Source organism: Candidatus Hydrogenedentota bacterium (assembly GCA_013359265.1).
Classification (GTDB): Bacteria; Hydrogenedentota; Hydrogenedentia; order Hydrogenedentales; family SLHB01; genus JABWCD01.
Window position 1 is genome coordinate 30,037 of the sequence record JABWCD010000029.1, and the last position, 16,352, is coordinate 46,388.

The following is a 16,352-nucleotide window of genomic DNA, read 5'->3' on the forward strand; positions in this document are numbered from 1 at the left end:
GCCAACAGGAGATTGCCGTTCATGGACCCATTGATGGCTGCGCTGCGACGGCTTCGGTTACGACTGTTCATCACACAGTGGACGCGAGCGGTAGTTATTTCGCTCATTGCGAGTACCGCGCTCGCGTGCGGGTGGCTGTTGGTGGCGCGGCTGTTCCCGACGGTCGGACCGGTGGAACCGGTGTCCCTCGTGCTTGTCGTCTTGGGGCTCCTTGCCGCGACGACATTTTCCGTGTGGAAGCGTCCGAGCGTACTGAAGGCGGCGCTCGAAGCGGACAAACGCCTGGGCCTCCACGAACGTATCACCAGTTCGCTGCAGTTGGAGGGCGTCGAGGGTGCGATGGTCGATGCCGTGCACGCCGACGCGCGCGCGCAGTTGGCGCGGCTTAATTACACGGGCGAATTCCCCTTTACGACGCCGCGCGCAATCCGTTGGCTTGCGTTCCCGGTTGTGCTGTTCCTGGTGGGCTACGTACTGCTGCCCGAGTTTGATTTGTTCGGGCAGCGCAAGCGCGAAGCCGAGGCGAAGGCCAAGGAAACGGCGATGCGCGTCGAGGCGCAACGGCTCGAGGAAATTGTAAAGCTGTTGAAAGAACTCGGGCTGGAGGACAACGCGGACCTTGCCGCGTTAACTGGCGAAATCGAACGCATTGCCGAGCAATTGAAGTCCGGAGAGCTGTCGGAGAAGCAGGCGTTTGCAAAGCTCACGAATCTCACCGACCGTTTGGCGGAACAGCGCGAGAAACTCGGGGAGAAGGCTGCGCTGCCGAATCTGGCGAATGAGATCTCGAAGCTCGAGTTCAGCAAGGACCTCGCCGAGAATGTGCAGAAAGGCGAGTTTGGCGAGGCGCAGCAGAAAGCGCAGGAACTCGCGGAAAAGGCGCTTTCCGAAAATGCGACGCCGGAGGAGAAAGAGAAAATCGCTACCGAACTCGCCAACCTCGCGAACATGCTCGGCGAGATGGACCCGGAATTGGCGAAGGCCCTTTCAGAGCTGTCCGCTGCGTTGAAGATGGATGACATCGAGGCCGCGAAGAAGGCGATGGAAGGCGTCAAGCTCTCGCTTGAAGACCTGAAGAAACTGGTGGAGCAGCTCGAAAAACTGAGCAAATGCGAAGGTAAGCTCGGCGAGTGCAAGAACAAAATGTATTGCAGCGCCTGCAAAGGCATGTGCAAAGGCGACTGCGACAAATATCTCATGGGGCTCGGCAAGGTTCCGGGCCTTGGCCAAGGCGGAGCCAATGGATGGGGCGCCGGTCAGGGCGGGCTGTACGCGGGCTGGGGCCAGGGCAATCGCGAGGGCGAGGCGCCCGGTTTTGAAGCCTCGGCCGACCCAACGATGGTGCCCGGCGAAGTGACCAAGGGCAAAATCCTCGCGACAATCATGCAGCGCGCGGCGCCGGACGGCGACGAGAGCGCAACCATAGATTACTCGTCCCAGGCAATCGTACAGATCCAACAGCAGAGCGAAGAGGCGCTAACGAAGGAAGAAATCCCGCCGGGCGCAAAGGAATTCGTGCGGCAGTATTTCGGGTCGCTGGAGCCGGAGAACCGGCGCCAGGTCAGCGCACCCGGACCTGACCCCGCCACAGCGGAAACTCCGGTGGCGCCGTAAAGGATTCATCGCTCGTCCCGTCCCGGCCGTAACGGTGCCTGAGAGTTGCTCTTGGTGCGAGAGGCTTACGATTGCAAGACGTTCGATTTCAGTACCGGCCCTGCTACGCTCCCGCGCGCCGCACGGTTAGGTTCATTGGACCGATCGGCCGCGCCGAGACTTTCCATTTTCGCAGCAAACCTACGACTCCCGTAGATCGTGCACAGCCAATCTTCTCCGCACACCCTGTCACGGAGCGGCATTCGTGAGCAACTGGTGGGACCATCTGCCGCTGTTGAACACGTTTGGGATGCGTTTTGCGTATCCATGGGCACTGCTGCTTCTCGCGCTGGTTCCGTACACGATATATCTGGGCCGGCGCGTGCGTACGCTTTCGCAATCGCGCAAGTGGATTTCGATCGCGTTGCGATGTCTCGTGCTGTTGTGCCTCATTGCCGCGCTGGCCGGCGCGGAACTCATTCGATTCAATGACAAACTAGCAGTGTTCTTTCTGCTTGACCAGTCCGACAGCGTGCCCGCGGCGCGACGGGCCGAAGCGGAACGGGCCGTGCAGACGCTTTGCGACGCATATATGACGTCAAAAGACGAGGCGGGCGTGATCGTGTTCGGCGAGTACCCGAGCATCGAACTTGCGGTGGGCCCCAAGCCGGCGCTCGAATCGGTCCAGTCGGAAGTTGGCGGGGAACAGACCGACCTGGCCGCTGCGTTGCGGCTCGCCATTGCCGCGTCACCGCAAGGGTATATGCGCCGCATTGTCGCATTCACAGACGGCAACGAGACGCACGGTTCCGTGATGGAGGAGATCAAACTTGCCAACGCGATTGGGGCGTCGGTGGATTTCGTGCCGCTCGATATCGGAGGACAGAGCGAGGTTCGCATCGCCGAAGTGTCCGCGCCAAACCGTGTGAACGCGAGCGAGCCGTTCAAAGTGCAGGTGACGGTGCACGCCGACCAGGACTGCGAGGCGACGCTGCGACTGTATCAAAAGGTCAAGGACGGGACGGTGATGCTGCCGCCCGCGCAGGTGCACCTGCAAAAGGGAGAGAACGCGTTTCTCTTGCCGCAGGAACTTGTGACGCCGGGATTCTATGAATATGAGGCCGTCGTCGAATCGGCGAGTGACACGGTTACGGCGAATAACGAAGGCCGCGCGTTCACAGTGATATATGGCCAGCCGAAGGTGCTGTACCTAGAGGCCGATCCCGAGCACAGCGCGCGATTGGGCGAAGCGCTGGCCGCGGAAGGGCTGCAAGTCGATCGCGCGGATTTCGGATCGATGCCGACGACGCTCGCGCAAATGCAGAACTACGACGCATTGGTCCTGTCTAACGTGAGCGCGACCGATCTGTCCAGCGATCAATTGAAATCGTTCGAGGTGATGGTTCGCGATATGGGAATTGGGCTGGTGATGGTCGGCGGGCCGGACACATTTGGCGCGGGGGGATATTTTGAGACGCCGGTGGAGCGCGCGCTTCCCGTGAGCATGGATCTGAAGCAGCGCAGAGTGATGCCGCAGGGCGCGCTCGTGCTGGTGCTTGACAAGTCGGGCAGTATGTCCGGCGAAAAGGTGCAATTGGCGAAGGCCGCGGCGATTGCGTCCGTGAAGCTGCTGAGTGAACAGGATTACGTGGGCGTCGTTGCATTCGACAGCGAACCGTATTGGGTCGTGGACGTGCAGGAAGCGCGAAACCGGTCGGCGATTATCCGAGCAATCGAAGGGATTGGGCCGGGCGGCGGAACGGACATATATCCCGCGCTGGTGCAGGGCTACGACGCGCTGTTGCGGGCGACGGCCTCGTTAAGGCACATCGTGTTGCTGACGGATGGACAGTCGCAAGGCGGAGACTATCCGGCCGTGTTGCAGGCGATGAACGAGGCGTCGATCACGGTCTCGACCGTTGCGATTGGCGACGGGGCGGACGTGCAATTGCTCCAGGCGATTGCGGGTTCCGGCAACGGCCGCTTCTACTACACGCAAAACCCCTACGACGTCCCGCAGATTCTCACCAAGGAGGCGGCGGTCGTGAAGAAGGGAATGCTGATCGAGAAGCAGTTCACACCGCAGGTGCAGTACGATTCGGAAATCTTGCGCGGCCTTTCGTCGGACGCGATGCCGGACCTGCTGGGCTACGTGGCGACCACGCCGAAGGACAATGCGATCGTTTCGCTGGTGTCGCACGAGGGCGATCCGGTGTTGGCGCAGTGGCGGTATGGCCTGGGCAAGTCAGTGGCATATACATCGGACGTGACGACGCGCTGGGCGCCACGCTGGCTCGAGTGGGACGGATTCGGCCGGTTTTGGTCGCAGGCGGTCCGGTGGTCCATGCGCGAGACCTCGCCGTCGAACTTTCGCGTCGAGACGTCGATCAAAGACGGCAAAGGATACCTGAAGATTGACGCGGTAAACGATCAGGGACAATACGTCAACTTTCTGAAGCCGAAAGGCGTGGTGACGGGACCGCCGCCGGACTTTGCGCGACAAGACATTGCGATCGCGCAGACAGCGCCGGGAATCTACGAAGGCACGTTTCCGCTCGGCAATCGTGGCGTGTACATGATCAACATGACGTACACGCGCGAAGACGGTTCGCAGGGGATGATCCCCGCGGGCCTCGCCTTGAACTACTCGAAAGAATACGAACACAACACGACGAACCTGCCGTTGCTCGAACGGCTTGCGGCAGTTGGCGGCGGGCGCGTCGCCAAACCGACCGATAACCCGTTCGAGCACAACCTTCCGAAGCAGCGGTCGATCATGCCGATCTGGCCGTACCTCGCCGCTGCGGGCGCATGCCTGTTTCCCGTCGAGATATTTGTGCGACGTGTCGTATTCAACGTTGCGTCCGTTTTCGCATGGGCAATTGCGCTGTTGCGCCGGCTGCCCGGATTGGCCCGAGTGATTCCGCAACCCACACAAAAACGGACGCAACTCACCGGCGCCTACGGCACAATGACCGCGCCCTCGACGAGTTTTGTGTACGTTGCGTCGGGAACTTTTTCCCTGGAAGGACAAGAGGCTGTCGCCGCGATGCATACGCCGGTAAACGCCCCCGTCGCGGACGGCGGCGGAGTTACGGTGACGGCGGACGAGATGAAGGCGAAGGGCCGCTCGGATTACACGCGACAATTGTTGGAAGCCAAGGACCGCGCGCTGGACAAACGAAAACGAAAGCGATAGCGCGCGAAAAGGAGAAGAATCATGGACGTAGTGAAAGCCGCCGAGGATTTTCGACAGGACTTTCAACGCCTGCACGACGAGATCGCAAAGGTGATTGTCGGCGGAGAGACGATAATCGACGGCGTGCTCACGTGCCTGTTCGCGGGCGGGCACTGCCTGCTCGAGGGCGTGCCGGGACTTGGAAAGACGCTGCTCGTACGGACGTTGAGCGAGGCGTTGAGCCTGAATTTTTCGCGCATTCAATTCACGCCCGACCTGATGCCCGCGGACATCATCGGCACGAATATCATCGCGGAAGACGATGCGGGACACCGCGAATTCCGTTTTCGCCCTGGGCCGATTTTCGCGAACATCGTTCTCGCGGACGAAATCAACCGTGCGACGCCGAAGACGCAGTCCGCACTGCTCGAAGCGATGCAGGAGCATACGGTGACCGTGGCACGGCACATTCACAAACTCGAAGAGCCATTCTTCGTGATGGCGACACAGAACCCGATCGAAATGGAAGGGACCTACACGTTGCCCGAGGCGCAACTCGATCGGTTCTTCTATAAGCTGCTCGTCGATTATCCCGGCGAACAGGACCTGATGAAGATACTCGACCGCACGACGGTGCGCGACGTGGCCCACGGCACTTCCGTGATGGACGCCGCATCCATCGCCAACTGGCAGGGACTCGTGCGCGACGTGGCCGCCGCGCCGCAGATAGTGAACTACGCCGTGCGGCTGGTGCTTGCCACGCAGCCGGCAAAGCAACATTCGACCGAATTGGTGAACAAGTACGTGCGGTTCGGCTCCAGCCCGCGCGGCGCCCAGGCGCTCATGCTCGGCGGAAAAGTCAGTGCACTGCGCTCCGGACGGTATAACGTCGGGTTTGACGATATCCGCGTCGCGGCGTTGCCCGCGCTGAGGCATCGGATCATCCTGAACTTCGAAGCAGAAGCGGATGGAGTGACCTCTGATCAGATCGTCGCCGACCTGTTGACGAAGACGGATACCGCGGCGAAAGTGGCGTGAGCGGGTTTCGGGTTTCGGGTACCGGGTTCCGCGGGCACGCAAACGAAGAGTTTTCGCCCACGCAATGGTATCCACGGGGAGACCCCCGGGACTTGCGGGGATACTTACACAGGAGGCAATAATGGCCAGAGCCTTGACTACGTATCGTGACTTAGATGTCTGGAAGAGGTCGATTGATCTGGTTGTCAGTGTATATGGTGTAACGAAAAGCTTTCCGGACACGGAAAGGTACGCTCTAACGTCGCAGACGCAGCGCGCTGCCGTATCTATACCGGCCAATGTTGCCGAAGGATACGGTCGATCGCACCGGCGCGAATATCTTCAACATATTTCCATCGCGCGAGGTTCGTTGGCGGAACTCGAGACCCACCTCATTATCGCGGTCAAGTTGGGATACATTTCTCGCGAACAAATCAAGGCAACGTGGAACTTGGCGCAGGACGTTGGAAAAATGCTCATTAAGCTGCATTCATCGTTAACTTCGCCAGTTTCAAAGGCAGCATCATGACAGCCCACACTCCAGGTTACATTTCTGCGGAACCCGGAACCCGGAACCCGGAACCCGACTTGCCATGACGCCGGCAACCTCAGCCACTCTCCTCTCCGCAGAATTCCTCCAGCGCCTGGAGCGGCTTGCCTTGCTGGCGAGGAAATCGCAGCTCGGCATGGCGAAGGGAGAACGCAAGAGCAAACGCAAAGGAAGCAGTGTCGAGTTCGCGGACTATCGAGATTACGTGCAAGGCGACGATCTGCGCCATGTTGACTGGAATATCTTCGGGCGGTTGGAGTCGCTATACCTGAAACTCTTCCAGGAGCAAGAAGACTTAACCGTTCACTTACTGATTGACGCAAGCCGATCGATGGGGTTTGGCACTCCGTCGAAGATTGACTTGGCGACAAAACTGGCCGCGGCCGTTGGGTACATCGGGTTGGTTGGGTATGACCGGGTGTCCGCCGAGTCGTTTGCGGACGGAATGACGCACCGGCTCGCGCCGTGCCGCGGGCGCGCGCACGCGGGAAAGCTGCTGACGTTTCTTAGCGAGGTGCGCGCGGACGGCAAAACGGCATTGGAAGACTCGACAAAATCATATGTCCTGCGTAACCGCGCAAAAGGCGTCGCGGTGCTGTTCTCGGACTTTCTCGACCGGAAAGGCTACGAGGGTTGCCTTCGCCGGTTGCTGCAGTCGGGATCGGATTGTTATGCGGTCCATGTGTTGTCACGCGAAGAAATCGATCCGCCGATCGCCGGCGACCTGAAGCTGCTCGACAGCGAATACGCGATGCACGTGGAGGTCAGCGCGAGTCCGTCGTTGCTTAAACGCTACAAGAGAAACCTCGAAGGTTTTTGCGAAAGTATTCGGAAGTATTGTCTCGCGCGTGGCATCGGGTACATTTTTGCGCCGAGCGACGAATCGCTCGAACGGCTCACGCTCGATGCCCTGCGCCGCGGGGGGATGTTCAAATGACGCCCTGGGATCAGTTCTGGCGAAATGCCAGCAATGGGCTGAGTAGCGCATTTCTTGCACCGCCGTACTTGTGGTTCCTCGGGCTTGTACCCGTCATCGTCATTCTTTATCTACTGAAGCTACGGCGGACGCAGGTCGTGATCGCAAGCACCCTGCTCTGGGCGAAAACCATTGAGGACCTCACCGCGAACGCGCCTTTCCAACGGTTGCGCAGGAACCTGCTGCTGTTGTTGCAGATTATCGTTGTCTTGTTCGTCGCGCTCGCGCTCGCGCGTCCATTTTTCAAGTTGCCGGGGACGGCCGGACAAAACCTGTGCCTTTTGATCGATCGGTCCGCAAGTATGCAGACGCGAGAAGGAAGTGAATTGCGCATGGACGTGGCGAAAACGAAAGCCCTTGACCTCGTCGCGGCGATGCAGCGTGGGGATCGGATGATGGTGGTAACGTTCGCGGAGACTGCCGACGTACTGAGTGAACTCACCGATGACCGGGCCAAACTGCGCGCGGCAATCGCGTCGATCGAGCCGGTGGACACGCGCACGCGGCTGCGTGACGCCATGTTTGTCGCCCATTCGCTGCGGTTGACCACGCCGGACCTGCATGCAGTGATTATCAGCGACGGAAACGTCGCCGATATCGACGAGATCGGACCGCGCTTCTTCGCGTCCGGCAGGCAAGCAACGGACGAATCCGCGGCATCCGCGTCGGGAGGGTACGGATTGAGCTTTCTGCAAGTGGGCGAGCGCGCGGAGAACGTTGGCATCATGGCAATGAGCGTGCGCGAGCCTGTTCCGGGCGAGTCGGGCGAACACCAGGCGCTGGTATCGCTGCACAACGCGGGCACGCAGACGTCGGCGGTAACGGTGACACTATCGTTCAACGATCAGCCGCTGGCGGTTGAAGGCGTCGAGGTAGGGCCCGGAGAAGACCGCGAACTGGTTTTCGCGCACAACGCATTGGGCGAAGGAATTCTCGAAGCGGAACTTGACAGCGACGACGCGCTGGCAGCGGACGACCACGCGTGGTTGTCGCTGCGGCCCGCGGCGAAGTTGCGCGTGCTGCTTGTCGCCGATCCCGGCGCGACGGGAACGTACTTCCTGCAACGTGTACTCACGCCAGACCCCCGCGTGGAGTTGAATACCATTGCGCCCGCAAACTTTGCCGCCACGACGGACTACGACCTCACGATCTTCTACGATGCCGCGCCGGCGCAACTTCCGGCCGGGACGCTTGTATTCATCAAGGCGCTGCCGCCCGTTGATGGTCTCGTGAGTGAAGGGACGATAGACGGCCCGCCGGTGATTGCGACCGACGCCGAGCACCCGCTGATGCGCTTTGCGCTGAACCCTGCGAATGTCGGCATTCGAAGTGCGGTGAAGGCCGCGTTGCCGCAGGGCGCGCGCGCGATTGTCTCAACGACAGGCAGTGCGCTTATCGCGGATGTATCGCGCGGGGGCCAGCAAATCGTGTGGATCGCGTTCGACCACGCGGACTCCGATTGGCCGCTCAATCTGTCGTTTCCGTTGTTTTTCCAGAACGTGCTCGCCTGGGTACCGCGCTCGGCGTTGGCTTCCGAGAATTCCATTGACGCGGGGCTGCCGCTGACCCTCATCGCGAAGCCGGAAGTGACCACCGCAACGATCACAGGGCCGGATGGCCGGACGGAGTCCGTGCCCCTCGATCCGTTGCGCCCGGTGTTTTACAGTAATACGCAGCATGCCGGCGTGTACACCGTGCAACTGGGGGACGTACAGGAGCGGTTCGCCGTCAATCTGCTCGACGCAAACGAAAGCGCAGTCGGGCCGTCAGCCACCTTGGCGATTGGCAGCAGTGAACTTGCGGCTGAACGCGGCAACGTGCGGCGAAACCGCGAAGTATGGCGCGCGCTGATCGCGATCGCGCTGGGCGTCCTCGCGCTCGAGTGGTGGGTATTCAGCAGGAGGGCATGGATGTGATCGCTCGTTTGGCACTGCTGCGGTCTCTCTTGGCGTTTGCTCGAAATCGAATGCCGGCCTGCGCGTTATTCGTCTGCGTATCGATTGCGATGCCCTGCTTCGGCCAACCGGAGACCCCGATCGCGGCGGAGGGCGAACTCCAGATCGATATTCTGCCGCGGTTTGTTTCCAAATTTCGCGAGCGCGCATGGGTGCCCGTCGACGTAATCGTTACCAACAACAAGCAGGATATCTCCGGCGTACTCGAGGTCACCTTGCTCGAACTGGACGAGCCGCGGAGCCCAATCTATCGCGTGCCCGTCGAATCGCCGAAGGGTTCTCGCAAAAGGTTTCGCGCGTACTGCAATTTCGGCGCCGCCTCGTCCATGAACGTCATGCTGTACAGCGGACGGCGGCGCGCGCTGCCTGATCCCTTGAAACTGAATCTGTCGCCCATCGACGGAAACGACGTGCTCGCGCTCGTGCTCGATGACGAGCCCGCGGATTATGGGTTCCTGTACAACGCGGTGCAGCGGGTCAGTCCGGGACTGGGATTTCATCGCGAGGGAATGGGTACGAGCGAATTGCGCCAGCTTCCCGAGTATCCGCAGTGCTACGATCCCTACACGATGATCATCTTGGGACGCATCAATCCGAACGAGGTGCCGCCGCGTCAGCAGGAACTTGTACGGCGCTACATTGAACACGGGGGTGTTGTCGTACTGTGTGTGGGCGAAAACGCCGCGCGGCTGCGCGGCACCTGGGTCGAGGAACTCGCCGGCGTCCGGATTGGGGACGTTGTTCCGGGCAACGAGTTGGCATTTGCCCGAAGCGTTTTCAATGGGGAACGCATGCAGGGTGCGCGCGAGGGGAAAAGCATCGTGTATTCGGCCATCACGCCGTCGGACGAATGCTATGTCCAGGACCTCGGAGGCGACGCCGGCACAGCGGTGTTGGCGACGGCGCGATCGATCGGGTCGGGGCACGTCGTCACCATCGCGGTGGACGCGGCGGGCAAGGCGCTCCACGAGACAAACGGCTTCATCGAATTATGGAGTAGTCTCATCGATCTGCGGGAGGAGGCGTCCGAACCTCACTACGATGCGGCGTCGTGGCAAGCGGCGAACACTTTGCCGACGGCCGCCGGAATTCGCGTGTATCCGCGTTCGTCCGTGATGATATACCTCGGCCTGTACTTCGCGATCGGCATCGTTGGCAATTGGATATTCTGGAGCCTGCTGAGGCGCCGCGAGATGGCGTGGGTGACGTTGGTGTTTGTCTCGTTCGCGTTTACCGCGTATGCGCTCGTTTACGGGACGGCGGGCCGCGCGAAGGCCACCGAAATATCGCAGATCGAAGTGTTGCGCGTGCCGCTCGAAAGCCCGACGGCCAAGCTGCGATCCACCGTTGGTATTGTCGCCGCGCGGTCGTCACGTTACACGCTGACGTTCACTCACGCATATCCGCTCGTGCAAGACATTGAAGCGCGCAGCATGATCATGGGAACGCCGCAACGCAGTTCGATTATGGGGCGCGTCAACGCCTTCCAATTCGTGCAGGGGCCCGACTCGATCGTAAATAACTTTTCCGTCGGCGCGAGCGAGATGCGGATAGTTCAGGTCGAATCCGAGATAGCATCACCCGGCACGATCGATGGCGCGCTCGTGTGGGACGCGAATGGTATCCACGGCGACCTGGTCAACAACACCGGCCTGACCGTGCGCAACCCCTTCCTGCTGGTGAACGGCACGCGGTCGCCCCTGCGCGTGGACGGCAACCGGTGGAACGCGGCCTTCTCGAACGAGGAAATTGGGTCGCGCGACGCGCTGTTGAGCGCGGCGGACCGGAACTTGCTCATGAGCTACGGGTACTACGGCGGCAACCTCCTGGACACCAATCGATTGCGCGAAGCGTACATGGAGGATTTGTTCGCATCGGAGCGCAACAGCGCGTTTCCCGACGAGCGCGTCGGGCCTTATGTGTGCGGGTGGATCGATCAAAAGCCGTACCGCAGCTTGGATATCGGCGAACCGGCGAACGAGCGCATCTATGCAACATTGCTCGTCGCCGACGTGACCATCGCCACTGGCGAAGGCGCCGCACCACGCCGTGTGGAACTCGAGGCGGACGTGCCGTTCGCACAGCGCAAGGGGCAGTTCGATCCGAGTTTCAACTATGGCGGGGATTCGTTGCGTTATTCGATCTCGGGCGGCGAGCCGATTGCCATTCAGATCGAAATCCCGCGGCAGTGCCTTGCCCATGCCGACAGCGTTCTCGAAGTGGACGTGTACTCGGGCATGGTGGGGGGCGAGCAGGCCGACGTCGTCTATTATCCGAAAGGTACGGACGAGTCGTGGGCCGCGGAGCATCGTGGCGAAACGGTAAACGCCGGAAAAGACGGGCAAAACGTGCGCGTCACAACGTATACGATCGACGACTGGGCGTCGCGCATGAATCCGCAGACCCTGCAGATCGACGGCGAGGTCGCCATCCCCGGGATCGATCCGAAATCACAATACGCGCGCGTGGACGTGCGCGCGCGCCTTCTTGTGCCCCAAACCGAAGCCTACGGCGGAGTATGGAAGAAATGGCAATCGTAGAGACCCGTTCGCTGACCAAACGATACAACACGTTTACCGCGCTGAAGGAATTGAATCTGACGCTCGAAGTAGGCGACATCTTCGGCTTCATCGGCCCGAACGGCGCGGGGAAGACAACAACGATTCGCATCCTCTCGACACTGCTCGCGCCCACATCGGGTGCAGCGTTTATCGACGGGATCGACGTGACCAAACAACCGTATGAGATTAAGAGGATTCTCGGGTACATGCCCGACTCGTTCGGCGTGTACGACGGGATGCGCTTGCGGGAGTACCTCGATTTTTTCGGCGCGGCGTACAAAATTCCAAGCAAGAAGCGGAAGACGATTATCGACGACGTGCTGGCGTTGACGGACCTCACATCAAAGGCGTTCGATTTTGTCAGTGCGTTTTCGCGCGGCATGAAGCAGCGGTGCTGCCTGGCAAAGACGCTGCTGCACGATCCGAAGGTGCTCCTGCTCGACGAACCCGCGAGCGGGCTCGATCCGCGCGCGCGCATCGAAATGCGCGAACTACTGAAGACGTTGCAGGGAATGGGCAAGACCATTTTAATTTCGTCGCATATCCTCTCCGAACTCGGCGACATGTGCAACAAAATCGGGATCATCGAGCATGGAACGCTGTTGGCGTGCGGCGATTTCCGCGAGATTCTGAACTCGCTCCAACAGGAGCGCGAGGTGCGCATCGAGGTGATTGCGGGGGAGGACGACGCGATGCGCATCCTCGAAGCGACGCCCGGGGTAAGCAATCTCGAGCGCTCCGGCAGTGAATTCAACTTCGTGTCGCAACTCGACCGCATCGCGCTCGCAAACCTGAACACGTCGCTCGTGTCCGCGGGCGTGAAAGTACTGTCGTTCAGCCAGGACGAAGGCACGCTCGAGGACGTGTTCCTGCACGTTACGAAGGGAGGGTTGTAAACCGGCATGGGCACGTGTCGCAATTCCAAAAATGCCGGGCGGGCGTTCGATTGAACGACCTTCTGCCCATGGGCGCGGTGGTGAATCGCGAGTTGGTCCGGCTGTTGCGCAGACCGCGCGCGCTCGGGCTGGTGGGGTTTGTCGTAGTGGCCGCAGTGACCACGGTCCTGTCGCTATACCCCGACGCCGACATGAGCCCGGCTGCGCTACGGGAAGCGTCGCAGCATATATTCGCCGCGGTGACCGGCGTGCTGTTTGTTTCGGCGGTGTTGTTGCTGCCGCCAGTCGCCGCCTCGTCGCTGGTACTCGAACGCGAGCAGGACACCTACGCGTTGTTGTGGCTTACGCTGCTCGGGCCGTGGGGGATTGTGATCTCGAAGGCGTTGAACGCGGTCGGGTATTACCTGCTTATGGCGTGCGCGGTGTTGCCGGTGATGTGCATATCCGCATTTCTGATAGGCGTTGACGTGCCGCTGGTAGTATTCGCGTTTCTGACCGTCATCGCGACGGCCGTATCGAGCGCGAGCATCGGGGTAGTCTGCTCGGCAGTCGGGCAATCGACGACAGGCGCCATCTTTGCCAGTTACGCCGTGATCTTTCTTGTACTCGTCGGATACATGCTGCCGTTGTATATCGTTCGATTCGTCTTGAGTCTCCTCGTCCCTTCCACGTACGAATGGCTCTTACTAAACGTCACGGATTTCCTCTTCTTCGCGTCGCCGGTCTCGTCCCTGGGGACCATCATTTCCGATCCCGCGTCCGTAGCCGGGAAATTCTCCGCGCCAATCACAGCGCTCGTCGCGCAAGTCGCGGTTGCTTTCGGCGCAACTGCATACGCCGCGCGCATCCTGGCGAGGCCAAGCGAAAAACGGATGTACCTAAATCCAATCGGCGTGGGGCGGGAGGGAAATCAAGCGCGTCCTCTACAGCGAGAAAACGCGCAGCAGCGTTCTTCTCCGTACGCGCTACGCGACGTTCCTCCGCCGCTTCCCCGCGCGGCCGTACCACAGCCGCGCGTGGTCGACATCGAGTATCTGTACGAAGCGCCGCTTCCTCTTTGGCCGCCGGTGCGCGATGAAGTCAACCCGATGTTTGCGCGCGAGTTGATCCAGCTTCGGCTTGACACGCGCGTTACCGGTCCGCGCGCGGCGATACTCTTCCTCGTTGGCGCAGTTATCTTTGGCACGTCGTTTCTTATCGCCGTGGGCACGATGAGCGGTGGAGAAACGCTTCGGCTCACGCAAATATGGGTGAATCTGGGCCTGTTTGGCGCGGTCGTGCTTGCACCGGTGGCGACGTCCGCGCGCTGGGCGCGCGAACGCGAGAACGAGACGTTTGATATGCTGCGCATGACGACGCTTACGCCACGCGAGATTGTGTCGGGCAAAGCGCTGGCGGCGATTCGCGCTTCGTACCAGTTTGCCGTGTCGCTCTTCGTGGTGTCTTTTCCGGCGGCGTTCGGGCTGCTCGGCGGGCTCGACTCGATCGTGCTGTTCGTTGCGGGACTTCCGACCGTTGCGGTGACGCTGCTCGAGTGCGTTGCGTTCTGCCTGCTCGCGGGGATGGGGGGCGAGCGGACCCCTGCGACAATGGTCGCCGGCATTACGTGGCTGACGCTGCTTCACGCATTGCCCGTACTTGCCTCGCTTGTGATATTCAACAATAAAGTGCCGATTTACTGGAGTTGTTTCGCCGCGGTCGTGTCTCCGGCGATCGCATTTAACCTGCTCCCTCTGGCGAGTCCGGGCGCCGTGTTCGTCATGGTGATCATGTGGCTAGTGAGTTGCGGGCTCCACGCGGCGAATGCGTACGTATTGTTGCGCTGGGCGGCGGCACGGTACGCGCAGTTCTACGCGCAGGCAACGTGACGATGCGGCGCGCGCTGATTCCGTTTTGGGGACTCGTGAAGCGCGAGCTGATTCGGGACTTGCGGCGGCCCAGGCCGATGCTTTTGCTGGCGGGCGTGTTGGTGGTCGCGGCGCTGGTGGTTTCGTCGAACTATCCGAGCGCGGTCGCATCGCCGATGCAGATGTCGCTCCAGTCGATGACTATTTTCGGCGGGTTGTCCATGACGCTGCTATGCGCGGCCCTTGTTCTCCTGCCGGGGTATGCGGCGACGTCTATCGTCGTCGAGCGCGAGAGCGACACATTCGACCTCCTGGCGCTGACCCTGACTCGCCCGACGGCCATTGTGCTCGGCAAGCTCGTGAGTTCGCTGGGCTACTTCGTCTTGATCGTGTTGGCAATGCTGCCTTTTATCAGCACGACCATGTTTCTCGTGGGAATCGACACGCGGTTTGTGGCGCTGGCGGCGGTGTACCTCGCGATCATCGCCCTGACGTGTTGCAGCTCGGGGATCATGGCAAGTGCGTTGGTGCGCAACACGCCGCGCGCGGTAACCCTCAGCTACATGTGCGCGTTCATCGCGTTGGGCGGGTATATGATTCCGTTCGGGCTTATGTTTGCGCTGATCGAGATATTTGAAATTGTTGCGCTGCGTCCTATTGCCGAAACTGTAATAGTGTTTCTCCTTTCCCTGTCGCCGCTGGGTGCTTTCCAATACGTTGCAGTGAGCGTTACCGGCGGCGTGTCCTCCGGCTACCTGGCGGTGAACGCGGCCCTTGGACAGGCCTTCTTCTCCGCGCTGGCGCTGCTTGTCGCACGGCGAATGATTGTGCGGAAGCACGAAGAGCGCAGCTTCACGTCGATCGCCACCCTGCCCGGCTCTCTTCTCGAATCACGGCCAGCGTTCCGAGACAATCGGGCACTGCCGCCGTGGCCGCCGGTGCGCGACGGGAGAAATCCGCTGCTCGCGCGCGAAGTGTTGCAGGTGCGCCTCACGCAACGCATGACGCCGCTGCGGTTCCTGCTCATTGTGGTTGCCGTGGTGCCGGTCATGCTCATCATTGGATACACGACGTCGGAGCCGACTGTCCGCGTACGCCAACAGGATTCGCACATCGTGGTGTACACGTGGATGATCGGGCTGTCAATCCTCATGGCGTTTGTCGCGCCGGGTTCGGCGGCCGCATCGTGGAGCCGCGAGTACGAGCGCGACACGATGGACCTTTTGCGCATGACCCTGCTGACGCCCCGGCAGTATGTCTGGGGAAAAGTGTTGGCCGCGCTCCGCGCGTGCGTGTATCCCCTGCTGCTTGCGGCGTTCGCGTCGCTGCCGCTGATTCAGTATCCGTTCATGTCCGCGCTGGCCGCAGCGTACTTCGCGGCAGGCATCGTGACGATTGCGGTGACGACGTTCGAGTGCGTATCCATCGCCACGTTCACGGGCTTGCTCAGCAGGCGGACAACCGCCTGCGTCCTCTACGGGATGGTGGGGAGCATGGGGGCGATGTGCGCGCCGTTCCTCGTGAACGCGGCCATCACGATCGCTACGTTTTTCCACCCGGACAATTGGATGCTGCGGCCGTGGTGGAACCTCTCGCCGATCACGGCGTACGGGTTCCAATTTCAGCAGGAAGGCGTTGTCCGCGGGGCGGACACGTCAGGCGCCATTGTTTGGGCCTTGTGTATGATCGCGCAGACCGGGTTCTCCTTCCTGGTGACCGGCGCGTCCGTGCGGCTTCTGGCGCGACGCCACCTCCAGGATCGGTGATCCTGCACAGCGA

The 16,352-nt window shown here is 60.9% G+C and carries 10 protein-coding genes; all 10 read left to right on the forward strand.

The annotated features are described in order from the left end of the window. The first annotated feature begins 21 nt into the window (after positions 1-21). The 10 genes from HUU46_21260 to HUU46_21305 all read left to right on the forward strand — a co-directional run bounded on the left by HUU46_21260 (position 22) and on the right by HUU46_21305 (position 16,339). Positions 22-1,614 (forward strand): hypothetical protein, encoded by a 1,593-nt coding sequence (locus tag HUU46_21260; protein ID NUM56177.1) that lies wholly within the window; start codon positions 22-24, stop codon positions 1,612-1,614. Positions 1,615-1,858: 244 nt separating this feature from the next. Further along, complete coding sequence (locus tag HUU46_21265; GenBank protein NUM56178.1) at positions 1,859-4,792, forward strand: VWA domain-containing protein; 2,934 nt, start codon at positions 1,859-1,861, stop codon at positions 4,790-4,792. 21 nt (positions 4,793-4,813) lie between these two features. Next, a complete protein-coding gene (locus HUU46_21270) occupies positions 4,814-5,809 on the forward strand; it encodes an AAA family ATPase (protein NUM56179.1) in 996 nt (331 codons plus the stop codon). Positions 5,810-5,930: 121 nt separating this feature from the next. Continuing rightward, complete coding sequence (locus HUU46_21275; GenBank protein NUM56180.1) at positions 5,931-6,317, forward strand: four helix bundle protein; 387 nt, start codon at positions 5,931-5,933, stop codon at positions 6,315-6,317. Positions 6,318-6,381: 64 nt separating this feature from the next. Continuing rightward, entirely contained in the window at positions 6,382-7,275 is an 894-nt protein-coding gene (locus HUU46_21280; GenBank protein ID NUM56181.1) for a DUF58 domain-containing protein, read from the forward strand. Further along, positions 7,272-9,230, forward strand: a complete 1,959-nt coding sequence (locus HUU46_21285) for a BatA domain-containing protein (GenBank protein ID NUM56182.1) — start codon at positions 7,272-7,274, stop codon at positions 9,228-9,230. The genes HUU46_21280 and HUU46_21285 overlap by 4 nt, the downstream gene beginning before the upstream one ends. Then, complete coding sequence (locus tag HUU46_21290) at positions 9,227-11,809, forward strand: hypothetical protein (GenBank protein ID NUM56183.1); 2,583 nt, start codon at positions 9,227-9,229, stop codon at positions 11,807-11,809. The genes HUU46_21285 and HUU46_21290 overlap by 4 nt, the downstream gene beginning before the upstream one ends. Further along, positions 11,803-12,726, forward strand: a complete 924-nt coding sequence (locus HUU46_21295; GenBank protein NUM56184.1) for an ABC transporter ATP-binding protein — start codon at positions 11,803-11,805, stop codon at positions 12,724-12,726. The genes HUU46_21290 and HUU46_21295 overlap by 7 nt, the downstream gene beginning before the upstream one ends. A gap of 50 nt (positions 12,727-12,776) precedes the next feature. Next, a complete protein-coding gene (locus HUU46_21300) occupies positions 12,777-14,594 on the forward strand; it encodes a hypothetical protein (protein ID NUM56185.1) in 1,818 nt (605 codons plus the stop codon). A 2-nt stretch (positions 14,595-14,596) separates the two neighbouring features. Continuing rightward, the gene (locus tag HUU46_21305) at positions 14,597-16,339 is read left to right on the forward strand and encodes an ABC transporter permease (GenBank protein ID NUM56186.1); all 1,743 of its coding nucleotides are present in this window, start codon (positions 14,597-14,599) and stop codon (positions 16,337-16,339) included. Positions 16,340-16,352 lie beyond the last annotated feature (13 nt).

Coding starts and splice junctions, on each gene's coding strand:
- HUU46_21305 (NUM56186.1), top strand. CDS start 14,597: ATGCGGCGCGCGCTGATTCCGTTTTGGGGACTCGTGAAGCGCGAGCTG.
- HUU46_21260 (NUM56177.1), top strand. CDS start 22: ATGGACCCATTGATGGCTGCGCTGCGACGGCTTCGGTTACGACTGTTC.
- HUU46_21280 (NUM56181.1), top strand. CDS start 6,382: ATGACGCCGGCAACCTCAGCCACTCTCCTCTCCGCAGAATTCCTCCAG.
- HUU46_21275 (NUM56180.1), top strand. CDS start 5,931: ATGGCCAGAGCCTTGACTACGTATCGTGACTTAGATGTCTGGAAGAGG.
- HUU46_21285 (NUM56182.1), top strand. CDS start 7,272: ATGACGCCCTGGGATCAGTTCTGGCGAAATGCCAGCAATGGGCTGAGT.
- HUU46_21270 (NUM56179.1), top strand. CDS start 4,814: ATGGACGTAGTGAAAGCCGCCGAGGATTTTCGACAGGACTTTCAACGC.